The 19,823-nt window shown below is 51.5% G+C and carries 20 protein-coding genes; 7 read left to right on the forward strand and 13 right to left on the reverse strand.

Annotation, left to right across the window (positions count from 1 at the left end; genetic code table 11):
* The first annotated feature begins 342 nt into the window (after positions 1 to 342).
* Complete coding sequence (locus IR195_RS14935) at positions 343 to 2,094, forward strand: GGDEF domain-containing protein (RefSeq protein ID WP_241006736.1); 1,752 nt, start codon at positions 343 to 345, stop codon at positions 2,092 to 2,094.
* A 19-nt stretch (positions 2,095 to 2,113) separates the two neighbouring features.
* On the opposite strand, the gene IR195_RS14940 is transcribed toward IR195_RS14935, so the two are convergent.
* The 5 genes from IR195_RS14940 to IR195_RS14960 all read right to left on the reverse strand — a co-directional run bounded on the left by IR195_RS14940 (position 2,114) and on the right by IR195_RS14960 (position 5,824).
* Positions 2,114 to 3,466 carry a DUF2252 domain-containing protein gene (locus IR195_RS14940; protein ID WP_146942018.1) on the reverse strand — a complete coding sequence of 451 codons (1,353 nt, stop codon included), beginning with the start codon at positions 3,464 to 3,466 and terminating at the stop codon, positions 2,114 to 2,116.
* 81 nt (positions 3,467 to 3,547) lie between these two features.
* Positions 3,548 to 3,928 carry a DUF1294 domain-containing protein gene (locus IR195_RS14945; protein ID WP_125750504.1) on the reverse strand — a complete coding sequence of 127 codons (381 nt, stop codon included), beginning with the start codon at positions 3,926 to 3,928 and terminating at the stop codon, positions 3,548 to 3,550.
* 30 nt (positions 3,929 to 3,958) lie between these two features.
* A complete protein-coding gene (gene bluB / locus IR195_RS14950; protein ID WP_206047968.1) occupies positions 3,959 to 4,654 on the reverse strand; it encodes a 5,6-dimethylbenzimidazole synthase in 696 nt (231 codons plus the stop codon).
* A gap of 197 nt (positions 4,655 to 4,851) precedes the next feature.
* Complete coding sequence (locus tag IR195_RS20555) at positions 4,852 to 4,983, reverse strand: hypothetical protein (RefSeq protein WP_276313928.1); 132 nt, start codon at positions 4,981 to 4,983, stop codon at positions 4,852 to 4,854.
* A gap of 85 nt (positions 4,984 to 5,068) precedes the next feature.
* Positions 5,069 to 5,824 (reverse strand): NAD(P)H-dependent oxidoreductase, encoded by a 756-nt coding sequence (locus tag IR195_RS14960; RefSeq protein ID WP_206047969.1) that lies wholly within the window; start codon positions 5,822 to 5,824, stop codon positions 5,069 to 5,071.
* A gap of 88 nt (positions 5,825 to 5,912) precedes the next feature.
* Here IR195_RS14960 and IR195_RS14965 point away from each other — a divergent pair, with 88 nt between their 5' ends.
* Positions 5,913 to 6,809 (forward strand): LysR family transcriptional regulator, encoded by an 897-nt coding sequence (locus tag IR195_RS14965; RefSeq protein ID WP_206047970.1) that lies wholly within the window; start codon positions 5,913 to 5,915, stop codon positions 6,807 to 6,809.
* Between the two features lie 21 nt (positions 6,810 to 6,830).
* Here the strand turns inward: IR195_RS14965 and IR195_RS14970 are convergent, their stop codons facing one another.
* Positions 6,831 to 7,787 (reverse strand): LysR substrate-binding domain-containing protein, encoded by a 957-nt coding sequence (locus tag IR195_RS14970; RefSeq protein ID WP_206047971.1) that lies wholly within the window; start codon positions 7,785 to 7,787, stop codon positions 6,831 to 6,833.
* Between the two features lie 107 nt (positions 7,788 to 7,894).
* On the opposite strand from IR195_RS14970, the gene IR195_RS14975 reads away from it, so the two are divergent.
* Positions 7,895 to 8,731, forward strand: coding sequence for a PhzF family phenazine biosynthesis protein (locus IR195_RS14975; protein ID WP_125750519.1), 837 nt, complete (start codon positions 7,895 to 7,897; stop codon positions 8,729 to 8,731).
* A 130-nt stretch (positions 8,732 to 8,861) separates the two neighbouring features.
* Here the strand turns inward: IR195_RS14975 and IR195_RS14980 are convergent, their stop codons facing one another.
* The 3 genes from IR195_RS14980 to IR195_RS14990 form a co-directional block, all read right to left on the reverse strand.
* The gene (locus IR195_RS14980) at positions 8,862 to 9,623 is read right to left on the reverse strand and encodes a class I SAM-dependent methyltransferase (protein WP_206047972.1); all 762 of its coding nucleotides are present in this window, start codon (positions 9,621 to 9,623) and stop codon (positions 8,862 to 8,864) included.
* An 87-nt stretch (positions 9,624 to 9,710) separates the two neighbouring features.
* A complete protein-coding gene (locus IR195_RS14985; protein WP_241006737.1) occupies positions 9,711 to 10,214 on the reverse strand; it encodes an NUDIX hydrolase in 504 nt (167 codons plus the stop codon).
* A 20-nt stretch (positions 10,215 to 10,234) separates the two neighbouring features.
* Positions 10,235 to 11,134, reverse strand: coding sequence for a LysR family transcriptional regulator (locus tag IR195_RS14990; protein ID WP_206047973.1), 900 nt, complete (start codon positions 11,132 to 11,134; stop codon positions 10,235 to 10,237).
* A gap of 307 nt (positions 11,135 to 11,441) precedes the next feature.
* On the opposite strand from IR195_RS14990, the gene IR195_RS14995 reads away from it, so the two are divergent.
* Both IR195_RS14995 and IR195_RS15000 read left to right on the forward strand, forming a co-directional pair.
* Positions 11,442 to 12,533 carry an alkene reductase gene (locus tag IR195_RS14995; RefSeq protein WP_206047974.1) on the forward strand — a complete coding sequence of 364 codons (1,092 nt, stop codon included), beginning with the start codon at positions 11,442 to 11,444 and terminating at the stop codon, positions 12,531 to 12,533.
* A gap of 39 nt (positions 12,534 to 12,572) precedes the next feature.
* Positions 12,573 to 13,589, forward strand: coding sequence for a zinc-binding alcohol dehydrogenase family protein (locus tag IR195_RS15000; RefSeq protein WP_206049807.1), 1,017 nt, complete (start codon positions 12,573 to 12,575; stop codon positions 13,587 to 13,589).
* Between the two features lie 242 nt (positions 13,590 to 13,831).
* On the opposite strand, the gene IR195_RS15005 is transcribed toward IR195_RS15000, so the two are convergent.
* Entirely contained in the window at positions 13,832 to 14,362 is a 531-nt protein-coding gene (locus tag IR195_RS15005; RefSeq protein WP_206047975.1) for a MarR family winged helix-turn-helix transcriptional regulator, read from the reverse strand.
* Between the two features lie 100 nt (positions 14,363 to 14,462).
* On the opposite strand from IR195_RS15005, the gene IR195_RS15010 reads away from it, so the two are divergent.
* Together IR195_RS15010 and IR195_RS15015 are read left to right on the forward strand one after the other, a co-directional pair.
* Positions 14,463 to 15,398 (forward strand): DMT family transporter, encoded by a 936-nt coding sequence (locus IR195_RS15010; protein ID WP_206047976.1) that lies wholly within the window; start codon positions 14,463 to 14,465, stop codon positions 15,396 to 15,398.
* A 43-nt stretch (positions 15,399 to 15,441) separates the two neighbouring features.
* On the forward strand, positions 15,442 to 16,080 hold the full coding sequence (locus IR195_RS15015; protein WP_146941997.1) for an NAD(P)-dependent oxidoreductase: 639 nt from the start codon (positions 15,442 to 15,444) through the stop codon (positions 16,078 to 16,080).
* A 177-nt stretch (positions 16,081 to 16,257) separates the two neighbouring features.
* Here the strand turns inward: IR195_RS15015 and IR195_RS15020 are convergent, their stop codons facing one another.
* The 3 genes from IR195_RS15020 to astD form a co-directional block, all read right to left on the reverse strand.
* Complete coding sequence (locus IR195_RS15020; protein ID WP_241006738.1) at positions 16,258 to 16,752, reverse strand: 2-thiouracil desulfurase family protein; 495 nt, start codon at positions 16,750 to 16,752, stop codon at positions 16,258 to 16,260.
* Positions 16,753 to 16,957: 205 nt separating this feature from the next.
* The gene (astB, locus tag IR195_RS15025; protein ID WP_146941995.1) at positions 16,958 to 18,340 is read right to left on the reverse strand and encodes an N-succinylarginine dihydrolase; all 1,383 of its coding nucleotides are present in this window, start codon (positions 18,338 to 18,340) and stop codon (positions 16,958 to 16,960) included.
* Positions 18,337 to 19,812 carry a succinylglutamate-semialdehyde dehydrogenase gene (astD, locus tag IR195_RS15030; protein WP_206047977.1) on the reverse strand — a complete coding sequence of 492 codons (1,476 nt, stop codon included), beginning with the start codon at positions 19,810 to 19,812 and terminating at the stop codon, positions 18,337 to 18,339. The genes astB and astD overlap by 4 nt, the downstream gene beginning before the upstream one ends.
* Positions 19,813 to 19,823 lie beyond the last annotated feature (11 nt).

Raw genomic sequence — 19,823 nt, forward strand, 5'->3', positions numbered from 1 at the left:
AGTATGTTTTTACTCATACTGCGCTAGCTACTATTTCTACCAATAACTTCTATCAGCTATTTCTATCAGCGACGCAAAACCTAGCAAGGCTGGGCCAACAAAGGCTCAGCCCCCCTCTGTCACTCTCTAGCAACATTTAGTAACGTTGACGAAACTACCATCGCCTTCGGCATATTTTTAGTTAAACTGGGAAGAATCTTTGTTGCTTACCTCATGTGCGCTTCAGTCAATTGCAGGCTTTGGCTGATGTTCTTACTAGAAGAAGGATCATAATCAGGAGATTAGACGTTCATCATGCTGCCTCGTTGGCTTGCCATACGTCATTACCCTCAGCTGCTCCTAATGCTGACCACGCTTGTGATGCTTCCAAGTGGGCTTTGCGCAGCTTACCCACCACAACCCCTGCCAAGTTGGGAGTATCGTTGGGGCGATTCTCCGCAGGATTCAAATAACCGCTTTCTATGGCTACACAGCAACGCAAGCGAGTGGCAGGCGACTGCTTCTCCATTTAACCCGCCTGGCCGCGAGGGGCACGAACATCTCTGGTTACGCACGACGCTGCCCGCCGGAGACTGGAATGACCCTGTTCTCTTTATCACTAGCATGAACCTTATCGGACAGGTTTATCTAGGTGACAAACTTATTTATCAATACGGCGAGTTTGACGCTCAGGGTAAGGGGAGTTTTGCTGGTTGGCCCTGGCATATGATCGATTTACCCGACAATGCTGCCGGGCAACAACTCACTTTTCGCTTCTACTCTGACTACACCAGCATTGGTCTATGGGGCCAAGTGCAAGTCATGGAACGCAGTGATGTACTCAATCAGGTTATTCACGACTCTGCACAAGATCTTGGCGTGAGTGCACTGGTGTTGGTACTAGCAATTCTGGCAACTATTTTCGCGTTGATCGGGCCGCAACGCCAAGGCTTTGGTGCCATTGCTCTATTTGCCTATTCGTCAGGGTTGATGTTGCTTGCTGAAACCCCTGCTCGCCAGCTAATTTCCGGTTGCGCTCTGGGTTGGGACATGTTGCGAGCAGGCAGCTACTACACACTGCCAGTGGCATTAGGCTTATTGCTCAGCGACTGGCTGAAAGGCACGGCAAAACGCTGGATCACGCGGCTATGGATTACCCATCTGCTATGCCTCGTTTTCGCCATGGGCTTGGTTCTGTTGGACGTAATCAGCCTTTCGCTAACGTTTCCTATCTTTGATGTCATGCTAGCCATCTCGCTCCCTGTCATGTTGTTGCTAGCACTTATGCGCTTTCAATGGCTAAAGGTGGAACAGCGGCTACTAGTGGTGAGTTTTACTTTCTTCGCCCCACTGCTGTTAGCCGACATGGCCGTTGCCCATGGTTTTATAGCCTGGCGCAGTGTGCCATTAAGCTATGGCACATTAGCATTCGCAGTCGCAAACGCTGCTATTTTCCTGTGGCACTATCGCCATACTCAACAACAACTCGCCCTTGCCAATGAAACTCTTGAGCAACAGGTAGCGTCCCGCACCGCTGACCTTGACCGACTCGTTCAGGAGTTAGATAGCCTATCCCGCAAAGATCCATTGACGGGCCTGCATAATCGTCGTCACTTCGACTCAGCATTTGAACACCAATGTCAGCGAGCAGGGCAGCCTACCAGCCAACTCTCTGTACTTATGCTGGATGTGGACTATTTCAAACAGATCAACGACGATTTTGGTCATGATGCAGGAGACGCCGTTCTGGTGGAAATTGCACAGTTGCTGCGACAGCATCTACGCGATCTCGACGTCATCTGTCGTTTTGGTGGCGAGGAGTTTGTTGCCTTGCTGCCTGCCACATCGCGAACTGTTGCCGAATCCAGAGCAAAAGCACTGCTGACGTCCATCTCGCACACGGTATTTGCTCATCAGGGTATACCGCTTCGGCAGATCACGCTTTCCTGCGGGGTGGCCACTTACCCTGATCACACCCAAGACCCCAAGACATTGCTACGACTTGCCGACGAGGCACTCTATCAAGCAAAACACAGCGGGCGAAACCGCTGCGTTGTTTGGGAGGACTCTCTTGAGGATAAAGGCTTTTTATTCGGTAAGCAGCAAACACTATGAACGTTAATGGCCCAGCTTGTTAAGCAGAATCTGCCTTCAAAAAGTGCTCCACGAACACCTTATAGTCTTGAGATACGCAGTCGGCATAGGCAATTGCCAGGGTCGTCACTACCTCAATAAACTGCGCTTCGCGACCTTCTAAACGTTGGCATACCGCGTTGGCAAATGGTGCTGAATGACCACGGTGAAGCGCCTGAGCACCGCGCAAATGCTCACGCGCGAGAATTTCACCCCATTGGCGCGCCAATTTCCGATAAGACTTACCCCCTGAAAGCTTGTGAGTAGGCACATCTTTTTTAAACGGAGAGCGCTCCCGAACCGAAAAAACTTTTCCATTCATGGTCAGCCAACCCAAATAGGCATCGGGGTGTTCTGCAATGGCATGAAATGCCGCCGCATGGCGAATGCCTTCATTAGGAAATAGCTTTCGCCACGCCTGTTGCTGGGCTTTATTCATTAAGCCATAAGCTTCTGGCGTTACCTGCTCTTTAACATCTAATATAACGTCGTCGTGCTCATGGTCCGCACCACCCTCAATCAAAACGTAATATCGCTCTAAACCTAACGACCCCGTTCCGGCATCAAGACGGCGAACGGTGTCTTTGACACGAAAGTGTTTTGGGTCACTCTCTTTGATCGGGTGCTGTAACGTCTGTTGATACTCTTGCTCAATCAAACGACGCAGCTGGCTAGCGACATCAGCTGGTAAGTTCGCAAGCTTCCCAGAGCGCTCAGCGAACATGCGCCCTTTCTGACTATCGAGGGTTGTCCATTTTTCCAGCATACGCGCCCGACTCTGCTTATCAGCGACGTTGCCCATGAAGGCCTTCAGCGGGCCCTTGGCGCTATCCAGAGTCACCGCCTCAATGGGCTGCTCTTTAGCCAGCGTATCTTTTTCATACGTTTCTTGGCTATAAACAGCTAGCGTATGGATATACCCCTCTAACAGCTTTTTCAGCGCTTTAGCCGTCGCTTTAGAACTTAACGCGGCGTTTTCACGGCTATCCAGTACCACACTGATCGCCAGCCGCCATACATCGTATTGATAGTCACCGATCAACGCGTCATCGAAGTCATCCATACCGTAGCGCACTTGGTCATCATGGTGACCATAAGCGCCAAAGTTATAAACGTGTGCATCGCCCTGCAGCCACGTTTGGGTATTAGGCCATCCACCAAATAACGCAAAGCGCCAGTCGTGCCAAACGTCTTGCCAATACAAGTGATTAGTTCCACGAAAGAATCGGTAAGGAGACACGGCCATTTTGGCGTACTTCGCTTGGCGGTGCGCTGCATTAAGCGGCGCATTCACCTGTTGAATTGCCTCGATCACTTGCTGTGGGCGGTTATGCCCGGTTAGTGCATGGCTCATTGCGTTGCCTTCATCGGTGCGTAAAAAGCAGTCTGCTATCAGCGTAGGTGATAAACGTTAACAGAATAAGTCATTCACAAACTATACCCATGCCCAGCTAACTAGCGCTGTTAGATTGATCAGCACCGTTACCCAGAACACACGTCTGAAAGCGCGCTTTTGTGTTTTGTGGCGAAGCCATTGCTGCGCAACAATAGCCCCAGGCCAGCCGCCTAATAGTGACAGCACATGTAAGGTATTTTCGGAAATCCGCTGCGCGTTTTTTTGCGCAGCGGATTTATCTAACGCATAGGTAAAACACATCACCACGCTGACCGCTAGATAAGCGCATAGTAACCATATAGGCAACTTTTCAATCATGACCGCGGCGGCCAGCAGCGCAAAAAATGTCAGCGTTATTACCAGTGAGCGCCCCACAGTGCCTTTTCCGTGCCGAGGTGAACGGGCCTTCCGATTCAACATGAGTGTTTCGCTCCTTTCCCTGAGCCTCGATTACTCTAAAGCAGTTAGAAGTGGGCTTTCTGCCAACGAACCGCCCCAGCCATCACAGTGCACCAATTCAGTTAATGAAAGCCGAGAGCGCCACCCTTTTGCTTCCAGCTCGGGCTGATCTAAAAACTCGCTGACGTAGCCAAGGCAAAGATAAGCTAATGGATAAACATGTTCAGGCAACTTCAACGCCGTGCTCAGTTGATCTTGATCGAGAATACTCACCCAGCCAACGCCAATGCCCTCTGCCCGCGCTGCCAGCCAGAGGTTTTGCACGGCTAAGCACGTGCTAAATAGGTCGGTATCCACAATGCTATTGCGCCCTAGCACATGGGGGCCTCCCCGGCTGCGATCACAAGTAATGCAGAGGTTAATCGGGCTTTCTAAAATGCCTTGTAGTTTCAAACCCTGGTAGCGCTGCTTGCGTTCACCCTCAAACCGCTCAGCGGCTTTTTGGTTTTCTCGCTCGAACATCGCCACTATCGCCGCTCTCACCTCGCGGCTTTCGATCACAATGAAATCCCAGGGCTGCATAAAGCCTACCGAGGGAGCGTGGTGGGCTGCCTTTAAAAGCTTGGCCAGAATCTCGGGAGCAATCGGATCGGGTAAAAACTGTGAACGGACATCGCGCCGTTCATAAATGGCACGGTATAACCCGCGCTTCTCAGCATCTGAAAAGTGGTGACTCGGGGTACTCATTGGGTGTAAGGCCTTTGATAATACAAATATAGGTGCAGCCTACCCCAGAACTTCACAGCATTCATGAATAGAGCAATAGAGAGTTAGATTTCAAGCAGCGGTGAGTCAAATGATCTGGAATGCACGCTATCAACTGTCACCTATACGCTAAAGCCCCAGCCCACCAACATCACCGGCCAGGGCAGTAACATAGATCGTTAGAATGAAACAGGCTCCATTTTTTGCGCCAACGCGTCATCTATTTCATTCGCGCGTTTAGCGGCAGGCCTGCTTTCGGTGCGTTCTATGTATTCTTTGAATATCTCTTTGGGCGGAATATTTTTCTGCATTATCCCCCACATAGGTAGCTGCTGAGCACGATATCCGCTGCGGTGAATTGATCGCCACAGACGGCGACGCTCGTTAATAGCGAGATCAATTAAGTCGCCAGCGCAGCGGCGCTGTTTGGCTTAAAACACCATCCGCGTCCCAATCATTCCAGCCCGTAAAGGGAATGGGTGGCTCGGCATCCAAATTCACAACCCGGGAAGCCCAAGCTCCTTTACATGCCTCCAAGTGACCAGTGATCTCGGTCTCCTCTTGATAGCGAATGCCGCCTCCCTGGATGCCATAGCTAACCTGGGGAGCCAACACCTCAAAGCCAACGTAGTACAACGATGAATGAATAGGCCATAGCCAATGAACCATATTGCCAGCGCGGCCAAAGGGTTGAAACGCCTTTTCTGGTGAACCGGTGGTTACCGATAGCATTGCTCGCTTGCCACGATAGTAGCCGTGGTCGTAACGCATGCGGCTTGTATAGCGTCCACCATATACCAGCACACGATCAAACCAACCTTTCAGAATGGCGGGCTGAGCGTGCCACCATAAAGGGAATTGGAATATCACCACATCTGCCCACTCCAGCCGGGCCAGTTCCCTCTGAACATCCTGCGCCAAGGTGTTTTGTTCGTAGTGAGCACGTTGCTCGTTAAGAGGATAAAAATAGTCCGCATCCACCGCTTTTTGCGGATAGAGCTCAGTACGCTCCACTGGATCAAACCGCTCGGCATAGAGATCATCCACTTCGATGGAGTGCCCAGCATCGACTAGCTGTTTTAGCGCAATATCCACTAAGCCGCCATTAAACGACTGGCGTTCAGGATGGGCCAAGACAATCAATACATTCATACTGCATCTCCCCTGTTGATTGGTTCGATGACAGACTAGCCTGTTCATATAAGACAAAACATTGGCCAAAAATAAGAGACAGATTTGCATGAATGAACAGCAAATAAGATGGGACGACCTACAAATTGTGCTAGCGATTGCCGAAACGGGATCGCTATCCGGCGCCAGCCGAGCGCTGCGTATCAGTCATGCCACCGTTTTCAGACGCTTAAACGAAATGGAGCGACGGCTGAAAGTGACTCTTTTTGAGCGCAGCCGCACCGGTTATATCCCCACCTTATCGGGAGATGATCTGGCGGCTTCTGCCAGACGCGTACAGAGTGAGGTCAACGGCGCCGAGCGCCGGATAATCGGGCAGGACTTAACCCTTTCTGGCAGCTTGCGAATAACCACTACCGACACACTTTTCGCGGGGTTATTGTCACCGCTACTGGCAAGTTTTCGCCAGCGCTATCCAGATATCACGTTGGAAGTGGTCATCTCCAACCAGCGCCAAAGCTTATCGCGGCGTGAGGCCGATATTGCTATTCGCCCTACCCGTCAACCACCGGAAACCCTTGTAGGCCGCAAGCTAAGCGATATCAGCCTGGCGATTTATGGACAAAAGGCGCTTTGGCAAAACGCCCCTCTCCTTCTAAACACCCCACTGCCGCTAGACCCAGTGTCACTACAACAAGAAGCCTGGATAGGCCCGGATGTTCAGCTAGGCGACACGGCACTTGAAAAGTGGATGATGGATAAACGTGCCGCCTACAAGCTAGACAGCATGCTCGGTATGCAATCCGCTGTCCGCCACGGGGCGGGAATTGCAGTACTGCCCTGCTACCTCGCTGATGCCGATGAAGCACTCCTCAAGCTAAGCGCTCCCATTGAAGCGCTGACCACTCCACTATGGCTACTTACTCACCCAGACTTACGGCATGTAGCTAGAGTCCGCGCGTTTATGCAGGCAATAGCGGAGGGAGTTGGTCAGCAAAGCGTCTAGCGCCGCACTGGATATGAGAACTCACCGTGACGGTTTCACTAACTCGGAAGCAGGTCCATTCCCGCAAGGTATTTGAAAGTTTTTAATTTCTTCAATTAACCAGTGCTTAAATGCCATAACACGTGGATTGTCAATTTCAGCCGGATGTGACACTAGGTAGTAAGCAAACTCATGACTACGCCAAGGCATAATCGCTTGGATTTTTCGATCCAAAAGAAGCTGACTGGCAATGGAGTGTCGACCAATACAAAGACCAAGCCCACTAACGCAGGCGGTTAAGGTTAAGCCGCTATCAGAGAACTGTAATTTCTGTAGCAATGAATGTAACTCAACGCCTACTTCACGCAACCAAGGTTGCCAAGTATTCCAGGGCTCTGTTGGGTGAACACTACTGTCTTCCAATAAAAGCTGCGAACGTAACAGGCTCTCAGGACGCGTATCCTGGAGGCTGCTAATTAATGATGAAGGAGCAAGTATCGTCACGGCATCGCCCATCAGGTGTTCAGCATGAAGGTTTGGATAGTCTCCTGTGCCAAAGCGAATTCCGATATCAGCTTGATTATCGCGGAAACTCAATAGCTCACTTTCACCACGTAACGTTAGCTCCAGCCCAGGATAAAGAGCTTTTAAGTTACCTAGCCGTGGAATCAGCCAGTAGTGAATAAAAGAGTGAGGGGCAGATAGTGTCAGCGGACCGTCCACCCCTTGTTGCCTCAGTTCTTTAGTTGCCTGTTCGATTTGGGTGAAGACATTAGCTAAACGCCCATAGTAGCGACGACCAGACTCCGTCAAAAGTACGCCACGTGGTAGGCGCACAAATAGCGATATATCGAGCCTTCCTTCTAGCTCTTTAATACGGTGGCTGACGGCGGCGGGAGTCAAGTTCAGTTCCTGCGCAGCAGACGCGAAGCTACCTAACCGTGCGGCGGCTTCAAAGGCGCGAAGCGTGTTTAAAGGTGGAAAAGGGACTCCGCTCATGGCTAAAATTTAGTAACCCTATGGATGACAATAATGCAGTTTCCATTATTTTTTTTAAGGTCACAATGATGTTCTCTCTAACATAATTCCTTCCGGAGCAGAACATCGTGAGTAAACCTCTATACCACCTAACCGCGTTTTCAACCGACCCTAGCAAAGGCAACCCTGCCGGTGTTTGGATAGGTGATGAGTTGCCGGATACTAAGACAATGCAGAGTATGGCCGCAGAGGTGGGTTACTCGGAAACCGCGTTTATCGCCCCAGCTAGCGGAAACATCAGAACCATTCGTTACTATAGCCCACTGACAGAGATCAACTTTTGTGGTCATGCCACGATTGCTAGCGCCGTCATGCTAGGGCGCTTAAGTGGTACCGGCACCTACCAGCTGGATACCGCCGTTGGCCGAATACCTGTGGAGGTTCGCTCGGTCGATGGTCAGATTCAAGCAGCACTAACCTCGGTAGTCCCCTCTCATAAACCTGCCCCTACAGCGTTGGTCGATGATGTGTTAGCGCTACTGCAATGGTCATCTGATGAGCTGGATCTAGCGATCCCCCCAGCCCTCGCCTACGGTGGCGTGTGGCACCTTATTTTGGCGGTCAACTCACAGTCTCGATTGAACCAGCTTGATTACGATTTTGAAAAACTGAAGGCTTTAATGTTACGAGAAGAGTTAACCACGCTGCAGCTAGTCTTTCGAGAGCATAACGGCCTGTTTCATTCTCGGAATCCTTTCCCAATAGGCGGCGTCGTGGAAGATCCTGCCACCGGCGCTGCAGCTGCAGCGCTAGGTGGGTATCTGCGAGATGCCAAGTTGATTGATGCACCAGGGAAGTTTCTTATCAGGCAAGGGGAAGCAATGGGACGCTTAAGCCTGCTGCAGGTCGAAGTACCTGAACAAGGAGGAATCGTAGTGGCTGGCACAGCCGTAGAGATCACTTAATTATTGCTATACGCTCATAGCTGGGTCGACAAATCCTGCATGCAACACCTACCCTATTTGGTCGGTGTTGCATTCATTACCTATCGAGACACTGCAATCTTGAGAGACACTTCCAGGCCCGCTTAGCTATTTATAATGAGGCTTCAAAAGTAATTGCGCTAGGTGATTCCACATCGCTATCACTGATTGAAAACGGATGCTTATAGTCCAACGTAATAGAAACATTTTTAAACCCGGCTTCATGCAACAAACTTCTGAATTCAAAAATACCCCAAAAGCGCAGAGAAAAAATCTCCAACTCTGAAGAGACTAAACTTCCTGCACGCCAGTGTTCATACCTCAATTGAGAAGCTGTGGTCTGATGTAAATAGCTGGTCCTCACCCTTGATTCTGTTAAGGTCAGCATATCCGCGCCTAAATTCCACATGCGCGCTTCAGGCCCAGAATCAAGCATAAAAGCCAATGAGTCTATATCTACAATAATTTTACCCGACTCTGACAAGCAGGCTTTTAAGCGCTTAAGAAAGTCTAAGCATGCAACAGGCGACTTAATTAACTGAATAGACCCTGCAGGCATTACTACAGCAGCAAACGTCTCCTTGTAGACAAAGTCTTCAAAATTTTGCTTGCTGACATTATCGGTTAAATTCCTTTTAGAAAGCTCCTTCTTGCAGATCTCCAACATATGAGGAGAGGCATCAAAGCCATGGACAACATGACCAGCCTCAAGCAGTGGTATAAGAAACCTTCCATTACCAACCGCAGGCTCTAAAATTGGCCCGTTAGTGTCCTTGAGGCGTGACAAATAAAACTCAATATCTCCAAACGTTCGGCCAATGGGTTTGTCCACATGGTAAACCCAGGAGGCTAGAGATCCATACTCATTATCCATAAAGCCACCCTACTCCTTAGGTATCAATGCACTAAACGGCGATTCCAAAATATCTTCCTTAGAAGAGATTGGAAGTTAAAACCAACCTTACTCAACTAGCTCATTTTCATATACAGCCAGAGCTTGTCTTGCCACTTTTTCAACATCTAAGCTAAGCGCCAGATTTTTTTCATTTACATCATCCAGATTAAAGAAGCAGGCATCTAGTGCATCATCACCCGCGAAGGGCTCACCTGAGACCCATACACAGAGTACAGCCACAAGCACAAAATGATATTCAAGCTCACCACGTTTATTGAAGTCTAATACGTCAACAGCATTGAACACTCTATGCACGTTGGCGATAACATTTGTTTCCTCGTAAAGCTCTCTCAGCGCAGCTTCTTCTATGGTTTCGCCTCGCTCAATTTTTCCACCTGGAAAGCCCCACCGACCAGCATCAGGTGGGTTAGAGCGACGCACTAAGAGTACTTTATCATTTTTTAATAGAACGGCGATGGTTGCGACCACCGGGCGTTGTTCCGACGTCTCTTGAAACTCACAGCCACTCTGACCAGACATCAAACCCTCTGTATCGATTAAAAATGACAACTCATATTACACAAAGGAAATCAGGCTGAAAGCTTCTCGAGTCGTGACGAAAGAAACTGTCTCAGCGCCTGAACCGCTGGACTAAACTGGCGCCGATCGGCACAAATCAGATTGAACGGCGTGCGTTCAGTCTCCCAGTCTTCGCACAGAGGAACCAGGCGCCCATTACTCAAATCTTCAATAACATCCAAACGAGCCTTGTAAGCGATTCCTTTGCCGGCCAGGGCCCAGCGCCGCACTGCCTCACCATCATCGGCGACACGGCTGCCCCTCACTTTCACTGACACTTCCTGAGCGTTTTTCCAAAAACGCCAGCGGCCATGCACGTCTTCACCGAGCATAAAACAGAGGCAGTTATGTTTCGTTAAATCCTCAGGACGAAGAGGCGTGCCGAACTGTTGAACATAGTCAGGCGAGGCGCAGAGAACGCGCCGGTTGTCTGGCACAAGCGGCACAGCGATCAAGCTGGAGTCAGGCAATTCCCCGTAACGTAAAGCGATATCAACCAGTTGGCGATATATATTAACCAATCGGTCGGATAGTTGAATACGCAGGTCGATCTGCGGATATAGGTCGAGAAAATCATCTAACCAGCCGAGTAGTAAGTTCCGACCTATATCGGATGGCATGGATAGTTGCAGCACATCCTGAATAACGGTTTGACCTTTCTGTATAGCTTGGCAGCCATCATCCAGTAGTTGGAGTGCCTGCTGACAGTGACCAAGAAAGGTCTCGCCCTGATGAGTCAGGCGCAAGTGACGGGTTGACCGGATAAACAGCGGCACGCCGAGTTCAGCTTCCAGCCTTTTTACTGCTGCACTTGTCGCAGCGGGTGATAGATCCAGCAGCCTGGCAGCGGCCGAAAGGCTTCCCTGACGAGCGGTTTCGATAAAAATCTTGAGATCCTGGATAGAGCGCATATTCAAATTTTTTTTGAAAGAATTTGTTCACAAGGCTAGTTTTTCAAACCGACCAGGTCAAATAAGCTGCTTGTGTTTTTAGTGCATTCCGCTAGTTCAGAAGTCGCCATATCTCTCTTTATCTCGCAATGGCGTTTCTATTACCGGTCGCTAGCCAAGTTTTAGGCCCGACTGATGGCGATGCACAGCAGTGGAGTCGCACGGTTTTCCCATCCCGATATGCCGCTGTCTTATCTGTAGATGAGTCAGCTTAGTGGATGGCAATGGCATGCGATCAACACTACCCAGTTAATCAAAGGAGTCACTCATGAAGCTATTCAGTTCATATTCGCTGTCGGGAAAGTCTCTGCATAACCGTATCGTCATGGCCCCAATGACACGTGCTCGCAGTACTCAGCCGGGCAACACCCCCAATTCACTTATGGCTCGGTATTACGCGCAACGCGCCAGTGCTGGTTTGATCATTACGGAGGCGTCGCAGATTTCCCAGCAAGGACAGGGGTATAGCTTCACTCCCGGTATCCATAGTGCTGAGCAGGTGGACGGCTGGCGCAAAGTGACAGATGCGGTTCATGCCGAGGCTGGGGTTATATACCTCCAGCTATGGCATGTAGGGCGAATGTCACACCCTGATTTTCATCAAGGGGCTTTGCCTGTAGCACCCTCGGCCATCAACCCCGACGCCAAAATCTGGATGGCAGATGAAAACGGTGCGGGTGGCATGGTGCCCTGCCCAACGCCACGCGCACTGGAAGCCGAAGAGATTCAAGGCGTGGTAGAGGACTATCGACAGGCCGCTCGGAACGCCATGGAAGCCGGTTTTGATGGTGTTGAGATTCATGCCGCCAATGGCTACCTGATTGATCAATTTCTACGCACCACCTCGAATACGCGCTCAGACGCTTATGGTGGCAGTCGTGACAACCGAGTACGTTTTCTGATTGAGGTTGCCGAAGCAGTGGCAAACGAAGTGGGTGCTGAAAAAGTAGGCGTGCGCCTGGCCCCGTTTATTACGGCGCGTGGCATGAACTGCCCGGATGTCATCCCCACCATTCTCCACGCGGCAACTCAGCTACAGGAACTGGGTATCGGGTATATCCATCTGGTTGAAGCTGACTGGGATGATGCCCCCGAGATACCGAGCGATTTCCGACTAGCGCTTCGTCAAGTGTATCAGGGCACGCTGATTGTGGCTGGACGCTATGACAAGGAACGAGCCAGTCAAATGATCGATGCTGGGCTGTCTGACTTGGTGGCATTCGGCCGTCCGTTTATCGCAAACCCCGACCTGCCTATGCGCCTACATCACTGTTTGCCTTTGGCCAGCTTTCAAAGTGACAGCCTTTTCGGCGGTGATGCCGAAGGCTATACGACCTACCCCGCTTATTCGACGACTTAAAATTTTCAGATAAAACTGGAGTACAGCATGGCACAGACAATGAAAGCAATCGGCTACCAACAGGCTCTGCGGATTCAGGAGGAGGCATCACTCTGCGATATCGAACTGCCGATACCGGAACCCAACGGGCACGATGTACTGGTTGAAGTGAAAGCCGTGGCGGTTAACCCGGTGGATACCAAAATTCGCGCCAATGTCGCGCCTGACCAAGGTAGCTGGAAGGTTCTTGGCTGGGACGCTGCAGGTATTGTGATATCTGTGGGAGAGAAGGTTAGCGCTTTCAAGCCCGGCGATGCTGTTTGGTATGCTGGGGATCTCAGCCGCCAGGGCAGTAATGCTCAATACCAGCTGGTGGACGAGCGTATTGTCGGTCGCAAGCCCAGCTCTCTCGATTTCGCTAGTGCCGCTGCGTTGCCGCTGACAGCCATTACCGCTTGGGAAATGCTATTCGACCGACTGAACATCAAGCCCGGTCGGGAGCACGCAGGTGAGAAATTGCTGGTTATCGGTGCTGCTGGGGGTGTTGGCTCCATTCTGGTTCAGCTGGCGAGCCAACTAACCAGTCTGACCGTTATTGCCACGGCCTCTCGGGCGGAAAGTCAGGCCTGGTTAGAACAGTTAGGTGCGCATCATGTTATCAATCATAAAGCATCGCTGAGTAAGCAACTGCAGGAATTAGAGGTTGGAGAAGTTGACCATGTTGTCAGCCTTAACCACACCGAAGAGCATCTTGACGAGATCGTTGCTGCACTGAAGCCTCAAGGTCAGTTTGGCTTGATCGACGATCCTGAAGCACTGAATGTACGTGCACTAAAGAGTAAAAGTCTCTCCTTGCACTGGGAGTTCATGTTTACCCGTTCCATGTATAAGACCACAGACATGGTGGCCCAGCAAAAGCTGCTGAATGAAGTCGCCGCGCTGGTTGATCAGGGTATCTTGAAGAGTACGTTGGGTGTCAATGCGGGCAAGATCAATGCGACTAACCTGCGTAAGGCTCACGAAAAATTGGAGGCCGAGAGTATGATTGGAAAAGTGGTACTCGAGGGATTCGAATAAACAGCGTTAGCCAAGATGAGCGCTAGCGTCTAATGCGAGGGGAAGCCCGTTTTTACCGGGCTTCCTCTTGTTCAGCCCACGAAAAACACTCAACCCCGTTAACATTAAAAATCACCCACGAAACATGATTTGGGCTCGCCTTTTATATGTCAGCGCTTCAATGGGGGCGCTTAGCCTGGGCAGTGCTGCCCTAGCTAGGATACTCGACAATATTGATGTGTACACGGCTATAACGCACACCACTACTGCTCTAACCCCGCTAAGAACTGCTTCAGCAGGGCATCTAATTGCGCCAGCTGCTCTTCACTGAGGGCACTCACCAACTGCGCCTGTGCTTCCACATGAGCGGTAACCGCTTCATCAATCAATTCAAAGCCACGCTGTGAAAGAGAGATCAAAAAACCGCGCCCATCCTCTGGGTTCTTGACCCGCTCAATCAAGCCAGCTTTTTCCAACAGATTGATACGGTGAGTCATAGTGCCAGAGGTCACCATGGTGGAAGCCATTAATCCCCCTGGCGATAACGCAAACGGGGGACCTTCTCGGCGAAGGGTTGCCAAAACGTCAAAGCTTGCACCGTTAAGCCCGTACTTTGTCCAGGTCTTTTCCAGTTCACGGTTTAAGCAGTGGCTCAGCCGCTTAATCCGTCCAAGGGTGGCCATGGGTGCAACATTAAGGTCAGGCCTTTCCTGCCGCCACTGATTAAGAATGCTATCCACATGGTCACTATCCAAATGGTCTCTATCCACATGATTTCTATCCACACGATCCATAGAAGTAGTGCGCTCCTGATTATTGCTTAGCTCATTTATCTTGACGTCAAGAAAGTCCGCATATATCTTGATATCAAGACATTAATTGAGAGCATAACTAATGACATTATCAAACACAATTGCGACACACCCATCAAAGAGGGGCTGGCTCGCACCATTGATTTACCTACTGTCAGGCGGCGCTCTACTCGGCCTGTCAACAAATCTGGCTAAATTTGCCGGGGAGATGCAGCTATCTGCACTCGCATTTCTGTTTTGGTCAATCACTGGGGCGGCATTAATTCTGTTGGTCGTCTCAGCACTGCGGGGCCATTTACCACCTATTAGCTTGCGTTCAGTTGAATACTATTCCGTATCTGCACTGCTTGGCGTGGCTGGCTCTAACTTGATCTTTTTCTCCGCTATCCCACATGTGGGGGCTGGGTTCGTTGCCTTGATCATAACGCTACCGCCGCTGCTCACCTACATTGGTGCGCTGTTATTGAAAATAGAAAAATTTCAATTTATGCGAGCGGCTGGTGTTATGTCTGCGCTATTGGGTGCCATCACCTTAGCAGCCAATAAGCTATCGTCACCTGATGCCAATCACCTGTGGATCCTGGTTGCCCTGGCTGGCCCAGTCCTCTTAGCCATCGGCAACATTTACCGAACCCTACGCTGGCCGGCAGGTGTGTCGAGCGGCGCTCTGGCCCCCGGCATGTTGATTGCCGCCGTTGTAATCTTGCTAGGAATAGGCTTCCTACCAGGTTTTTCGTTGCGTGTGCCAACTCAACACCACTTGCCCATCATGCTGATCGCACTCCAAGCGCTAGTGTTCGCAGGCCAGTTCTTTCTTCTGTTTCTGCTCCAGAAAAGCGGTGGCCCCGTATTTCTGAGTTTATTGGGTTCCGTCGGCGCTGTGGTGGGGGTGCCTGTTGCGATCTTCCTCCAAGGAGAAGCCGCTCCCGAGGGCCTACTCCTAGGCATTGTCTTAATTGGCACAGGTATTTTCCTGCTCAACATTGGCAAAGCCAAACAGCTTTCTCGTACTAACTGAATATCTACTCAATCAAGATCCACTCAACCAAGGAATAACTATCATGAAAATCGCGATACTCGGTGCCGCAGGTGACGTTGGAACACGCATTATGAGTGAGGCGTTAGCGCGGGGACATCACGTCACAGGTGTAGTAAGAGCTGAAAGTCAGCGTAATAAGCTACCTGCTGAAGCAAGCTACTGTGTTGCCGATATATCAGACTCACACCAGCTAGCGCAGGCGGTCGAAGGTCAGGATTTATTGATCAGCGCTGTCCGCCCACCAGAGGGTCAGGAAGCGCTGCTGGTGAAACTCACGGATGTGATTCTCAACAGCGCCCTCGCCGAACAACGTGTGCTATTGGTGGGCGGAGCCGCTCGACTACTCATCCCCGGACGCAACGGGGAAACAGTGTTAACAGCCCCCGATTTTCTACCGGCAACAGCACTAGAAATTGCCAAGGCTTGCCAAGCACAGTACCAACGGTGCCTTGCCGAAACTCGCACAGCGTGGACTTACGTCTCTCCTGCCGCCATGCTCCTCCCTGGAAAACGGACAGGCAGCTTTCGTCTTGGCTCGGATACGCTTGTTATGGACAAGAACGGAGAATCACGCATTTCAATGGAGGATTTTGCAGTGGCGATGCTTGATGAAGCAGAAACGCCAACACATATTCAGCAAGCGTTTACCGTTGGTTATTAAGCCGGTAAAACGTAGAACACCAAGAGTCAGGTTAGCCTAACGATGCGACCAGCACCTCTTACGACGTTACAGCTTAACGATGACAACCACGTTAGCCGCTTGCCCCCGTTGAAAAAATTCGGCTGGGGCCAGCGGCTAAATATATTTCTGGAAAATCGCTGATTAGCTCTCGGTGCTTTAATCATCATGTTTAGCGAGAAGCGCTTGATTGGCCTCCGCTATTTCATACTGATTAAACACCCGGATACCATGCTGGCGGAGCAGTGCGGCGGTTACTCCCATACCAGGCACTTTTGTGCCGGTAAAACTGCCATCATAGATAGCGGAGCTTCCGCATGATGGGCTAAAGTCTGCCAGTACCGCGACGTTGATATTAAATTTAAGGCATAAATCTAGAGCAACGGAAGCGCCTGCCAAAAACTCGGCAGTAACATTGCCTCCCTCTTTTTCAATCACATCGGCTTCGCCATTTATTACGCTCTGACCATTGCCTTCAAAAATCTCTGCAGGCTGCCTGGGAATACTCATTCCCGCCTCGACCTCAGGGCAGACAGAAACAATTCGTCTTTCAGAATGCCACTGCTCAATAATCTGGTCAGCCACAGGAAGGGCTCCACCATCATAGCGAACCTTTTTTCCTAAAAGGCAGGCACTCATTAATACTTTTTTCAAAATACCGATCTCTAGTTTTGGTGGTTAGCCGTTAGAGCGCTTAGCAAATACTAACACTCCCCTGCTGACCACTCCCCCTGAGCCGCGATCATTGCGGGTGCGCTGTAGGTTTACCACGCACTACCAATTATTTGAAGCCAATCCGTTGCAGTCATATACAATTAACGCCAAGGCTGTGCCTTGGCGTTTTTGCTGGGTGTACTGCTTACCCCAACTGAAACGGGTACACTGATCCCACTTTTAGCAATTGCGTCAGCTCATCTAATGCCGTGAGCACTTCTGTGGCGAGCTTAGGATCGGCCAGGTCATCTGCCGCAAGGCGATCGCGGTAGTGGCGATTGACCCAAGCAGTCAAATCATCGTACAGCGCATCATTCATTAATACGCGGCCGGTCAACGCTGCCCGTTCGGCTTCGGATAGGGCAACCCGTAGGCGCAAGCAGGCAGGCCCCCCGCCGTTGCGCATGCTCTGCTTAACATCTTTAACAACCACATCGCTAATCGGGTTATTGCCGGCCAGAATAAAGTCCTGGATCGTACGCCAAACCGCATCGCGCTCTTGGCATTCGCTGGGTACGACCAGCGTCATGGTGCCATCCGGGTTGGAAAGAAGCTGGGAGTTAAACAGATACGACGCTACCGCATCTTCCATGCTCACCGCGTCTAGCGACACCCGCACGGGAATCAGTGGCGTGGACATTTTGCTACGCAGCTCGTCTAAGGTGCGCGCTTCATCCAAAAAGGCCATTTCGTGATAGAGCAATACCGGGCCATTGCCCACGGCAATGACATCGTTGTGGAAGACCCCCGCATCGATAGCATCCGGATGCTGCTGAGCAAACACCGTTTGTGCATCCGTTAGCCCGTGTTGGCGAGCCACTGCTTGGCTGGCTTCCAGGGTTTGCCGAGCGGGAAAGCGTTTTGGCTCACGCTCGCCGCTACGCACGTCACCAAATGCTTGGCGACCATACACAAATAAGTGAACGCCTGGCTCGCCGTGCTCACCGCATAGCCGGGTGTGATTGGCCGCGCCTTCATCAGAAAAAGCAGGCGTTGCTGGCAGTACAGGGTGATGAGCAAAATGCTGCTCATCATGGAAAATAGCCTGTAGCACACGGCCGGTGGTTTGCGGCTCTAGGTAGCGATGAAAACTGGATTGCAGGTTCGCCGGTGTAAAGTGCACTCGGCGGTCAGGCGCATCAACACTGGGGGTAACGGTGCCTGCGTTGGCCGTCCACATACTGGAAGCTGAGCAGACCGCCCTCAGCAGTTGGGGTGCCTCTTTGGCGGCACGGTTCAGTACGTCGCTATTGCTACCGCTGAAGCCTAAATCCCGTAATGCGCCCACATCGGGGCGCTGTTGAGGGGGTAATACGCCCTGAGCGTAGCCAGCATCCATCAGTGACTTCATTTTCAGAAGCCCTTGCAGTGCGCCCTCTTTAGGGTTGGACACCAGCCCCCCATGACTCATCGACGCCACGTTGCCATGGGCCAGCCCGGAGTAGTTGTGGGTGGGGCCTACCAAGCCGTCAAAATTAACTTCTCTGACGCTGTTATTAACCACGTTGCTATTCACCGCGTCGCTCATAGGTTGACTCCTGGCGGTAGCGTTTCGGGCATTTCCAAGCTATCGGCCTCCATCGACGCCACTGGGTAGGCGCAGTAGTCCGCCGCATAGTAAGCGCTGGGGCGGTGGTTACCGCTGTCACCTACGCCACCAAAGGGAGCGTCGCCAGAAGCCCCTGTGGTTTGGCGGTTCCAGTTCACGATGCCCGCACGAATGCGGAGTAGGAAGTCGTCCCAGTCAGCTTTATCACCACCAATCAGCCCTGCAGACAAGCCGTAGCGCGTATTGTTGGCAAGGGCTAACGCTTCGTCCCAATCGCTGTAACGATGAATTTTCAACAGCGGGCCGAAATACTCCTCATCGGGTATGTCTAGTCCGGTGACATCAATCAGCGCCGGACTTAATAAGCTAGTGTTTTCTTTAAGGCGCTGCATCCGGTTAATCACCGTACCGCCCAGGGCTTCCAGCTCGTCTTGCGCCTTAAGCAAGCCATCGGCAGCCGCCACGCTGACCAAACCGCCATAGAACGGCGCTGCGGGTGCTTCTTCAAACTGCCCTGCCACGTGTAGCTTGGCGATAGCGTCGGAAAGCGCGTCGATCAGGCGATCGCCAACGTCCCCTTGCGGCACCATCAAGCGGCGGGCGCATGTGCAGCGCTGACCACCGGATAAAAACGCCGACTGCAGAATAGTCAGAACGGCAGCACGCTCGTCGTCGACATCCTTCACCACCAGAGGGTTGTTGCCGCCCAATTCCAGCGCCAGGATTTTATCCAACTGCCCAGCGAACTGCTGCTGCAACATGCCACCCACTTTAGCGCTGCCAGTAAACAGCAGGCCGTCAATGCCGGGGTGCGCTGCCAAGGCTTGACCTACAGCAACACCACCTTGCACTAAGTTAATCACCCCTGCAGGCAGCCCTGCCTCCACCCAGCACTGTAGGGTTAAATCGGCGGTCAACGGGGTTTGGTCGCTAGGCTTAAACACCACGGTATTACCGGCGAGCAACGCGGGTACCATATGGCCATTGGGCAAGTGGCCGGGGAAGTTATAGGGGCCAAAGACCACCATGACACCGTGGGGGCGATGGCGCAGTACGGCTTTCGCACTACCCACTTCTTTTTCCCGCTCACCAGTGCGCTCATGATAAGCCTTGATAGACAACGCCACCTTTCCGACCATCGCGCCGGCTTCAGTGCGTGCTTCCCAAAGCGGCTTGCCGGTCTCAGAGGCAATCGCTACCGCTAACTCTTCACGACGGGCGGTAAGTACCTCAACAAAACGCTCAACAAGTGCTTGGCGCTCAGCAAACGTAGTGCGCGCCCATTCAGGAAAAGCCACACGCGCGGCATCAATAGCGGCGCCAACCTGCGCGTTTGAGGCCGAAGCACCTTGCCAAAGCAGTGTTCCTGAAACCGGGTCGTGCTTTGTGAAGGTATCGGCATCGCCCGTTACCCAGGCGCCGTTAATCAGTTGCTGCTGTTGGGCGTGCATGTTCATCTCCT

The organism is Vreelandella venusta (assembly GCF_015689495.1).
GTDB lineage: Bacteria > Pseudomonadota > Gammaproteobacteria > Pseudomonadales > Halomonadaceae > Vreelandella > Vreelandella venusta.

Coding starts and splice junctions, on each gene's coding strand:
- IR195_RS14935 (WP_241006736.1), top strand. CDS start 343: ATGCTGACCACGCTTGTGATGCTTCCAAGTGGGCTTTGCGCAGCTTAC.
- IR195_RS14940 (WP_146942018.1), bottom strand. CDS start 3,466: ATGAGCCATGCACTAACCGGGCATAACCGCCCACAGCAAGTGATCGAG.
- IR195_RS14945 (WP_125750504.1), bottom strand. CDS start 3,928: ATGTTGAATCGGAAGGCCCGTTCACCTCGGCACGGAAAAGGCACTGTG.
- bluB (WP_206047968.1), bottom strand. CDS start 4,654: ATGAGTACCCCGAGTCACCACTTTTCAGATGCTGAGAAGCGCGGGTTA.
- IR195_RS20555 (WP_276313928.1), bottom strand. CDS start 4,983: ATGCAGAAAAATATTCCGCCCAAAGAGATATTCAAAGAATACATAGAA.
- IR195_RS14960 (WP_206047969.1), bottom strand. CDS start 5,824: ATGAATGTATTGATTGTCTTGGCCCATCCTGAACGCCAGTCGTTTAAT.
- IR195_RS14965 (WP_206047970.1), top strand. CDS start 5,913: ATGAATGAACAGCAAATAAGATGGGACGACCTACAAATTGTGCTAGCG.
- IR195_RS14970 (WP_206047971.1), bottom strand. CDS start 7,787: ATGAGCGGAGTCCCTTTTCCACCTTTAAACACGCTTCGCGCCTTTGAA.
- IR195_RS14980 (WP_206047972.1), bottom strand. CDS start 9,623: ATGGATAATGAGTATGGATCTCTAGCCTCCTGGGTTTACCATGTGGAC.
- IR195_RS14990 (WP_206047973.1), bottom strand. CDS start 11,134: ATGCGCTCTATCCAGGATCTCAAGATTTTTATCGAAACCGCTCGTCAG.
- IR195_RS14995 (WP_206047974.1), top strand. CDS start 11,442: ATGAAGCTATTCAGTTCATATTCGCTGTCGGGAAAGTCTCTGCATAAC.
- IR195_RS15000 (WP_206049807.1), top strand. CDS start 12,573: ATGAAAGCAATCGGCTACCAACAGGCTCTGCGGATTCAGGAGGAGGCA.
- IR195_RS15005 (WP_206047975.1), bottom strand. CDS start 14,362: ATGGATCGTGTGGATAGAAATCATGTGGATAGAGACCATTTGGATAGT.
- IR195_RS15010 (WP_206047976.1), top strand. CDS start 14,463: ATGACATTATCAAACACAATTGCGACACACCCATCAAAGAGGGGCTGG.
- IR195_RS15015 (WP_146941997.1), top strand. CDS start 15,442: ATGAAAATCGCGATACTCGGTGCCGCAGGTGACGTTGGAACACGCATT.
- astB (WP_146941995.1), bottom strand. CDS start 18,340: ATGAGCGACGCGGTGAATAGCAACGTGGTTAATAACAGCGTCAGAGAA.
- astD (WP_206047977.1), bottom strand. CDS start 19,812: ATGCACGCCCAACAGCAGCAACTGATTAACGGCGCCTGGGTAACGGGC.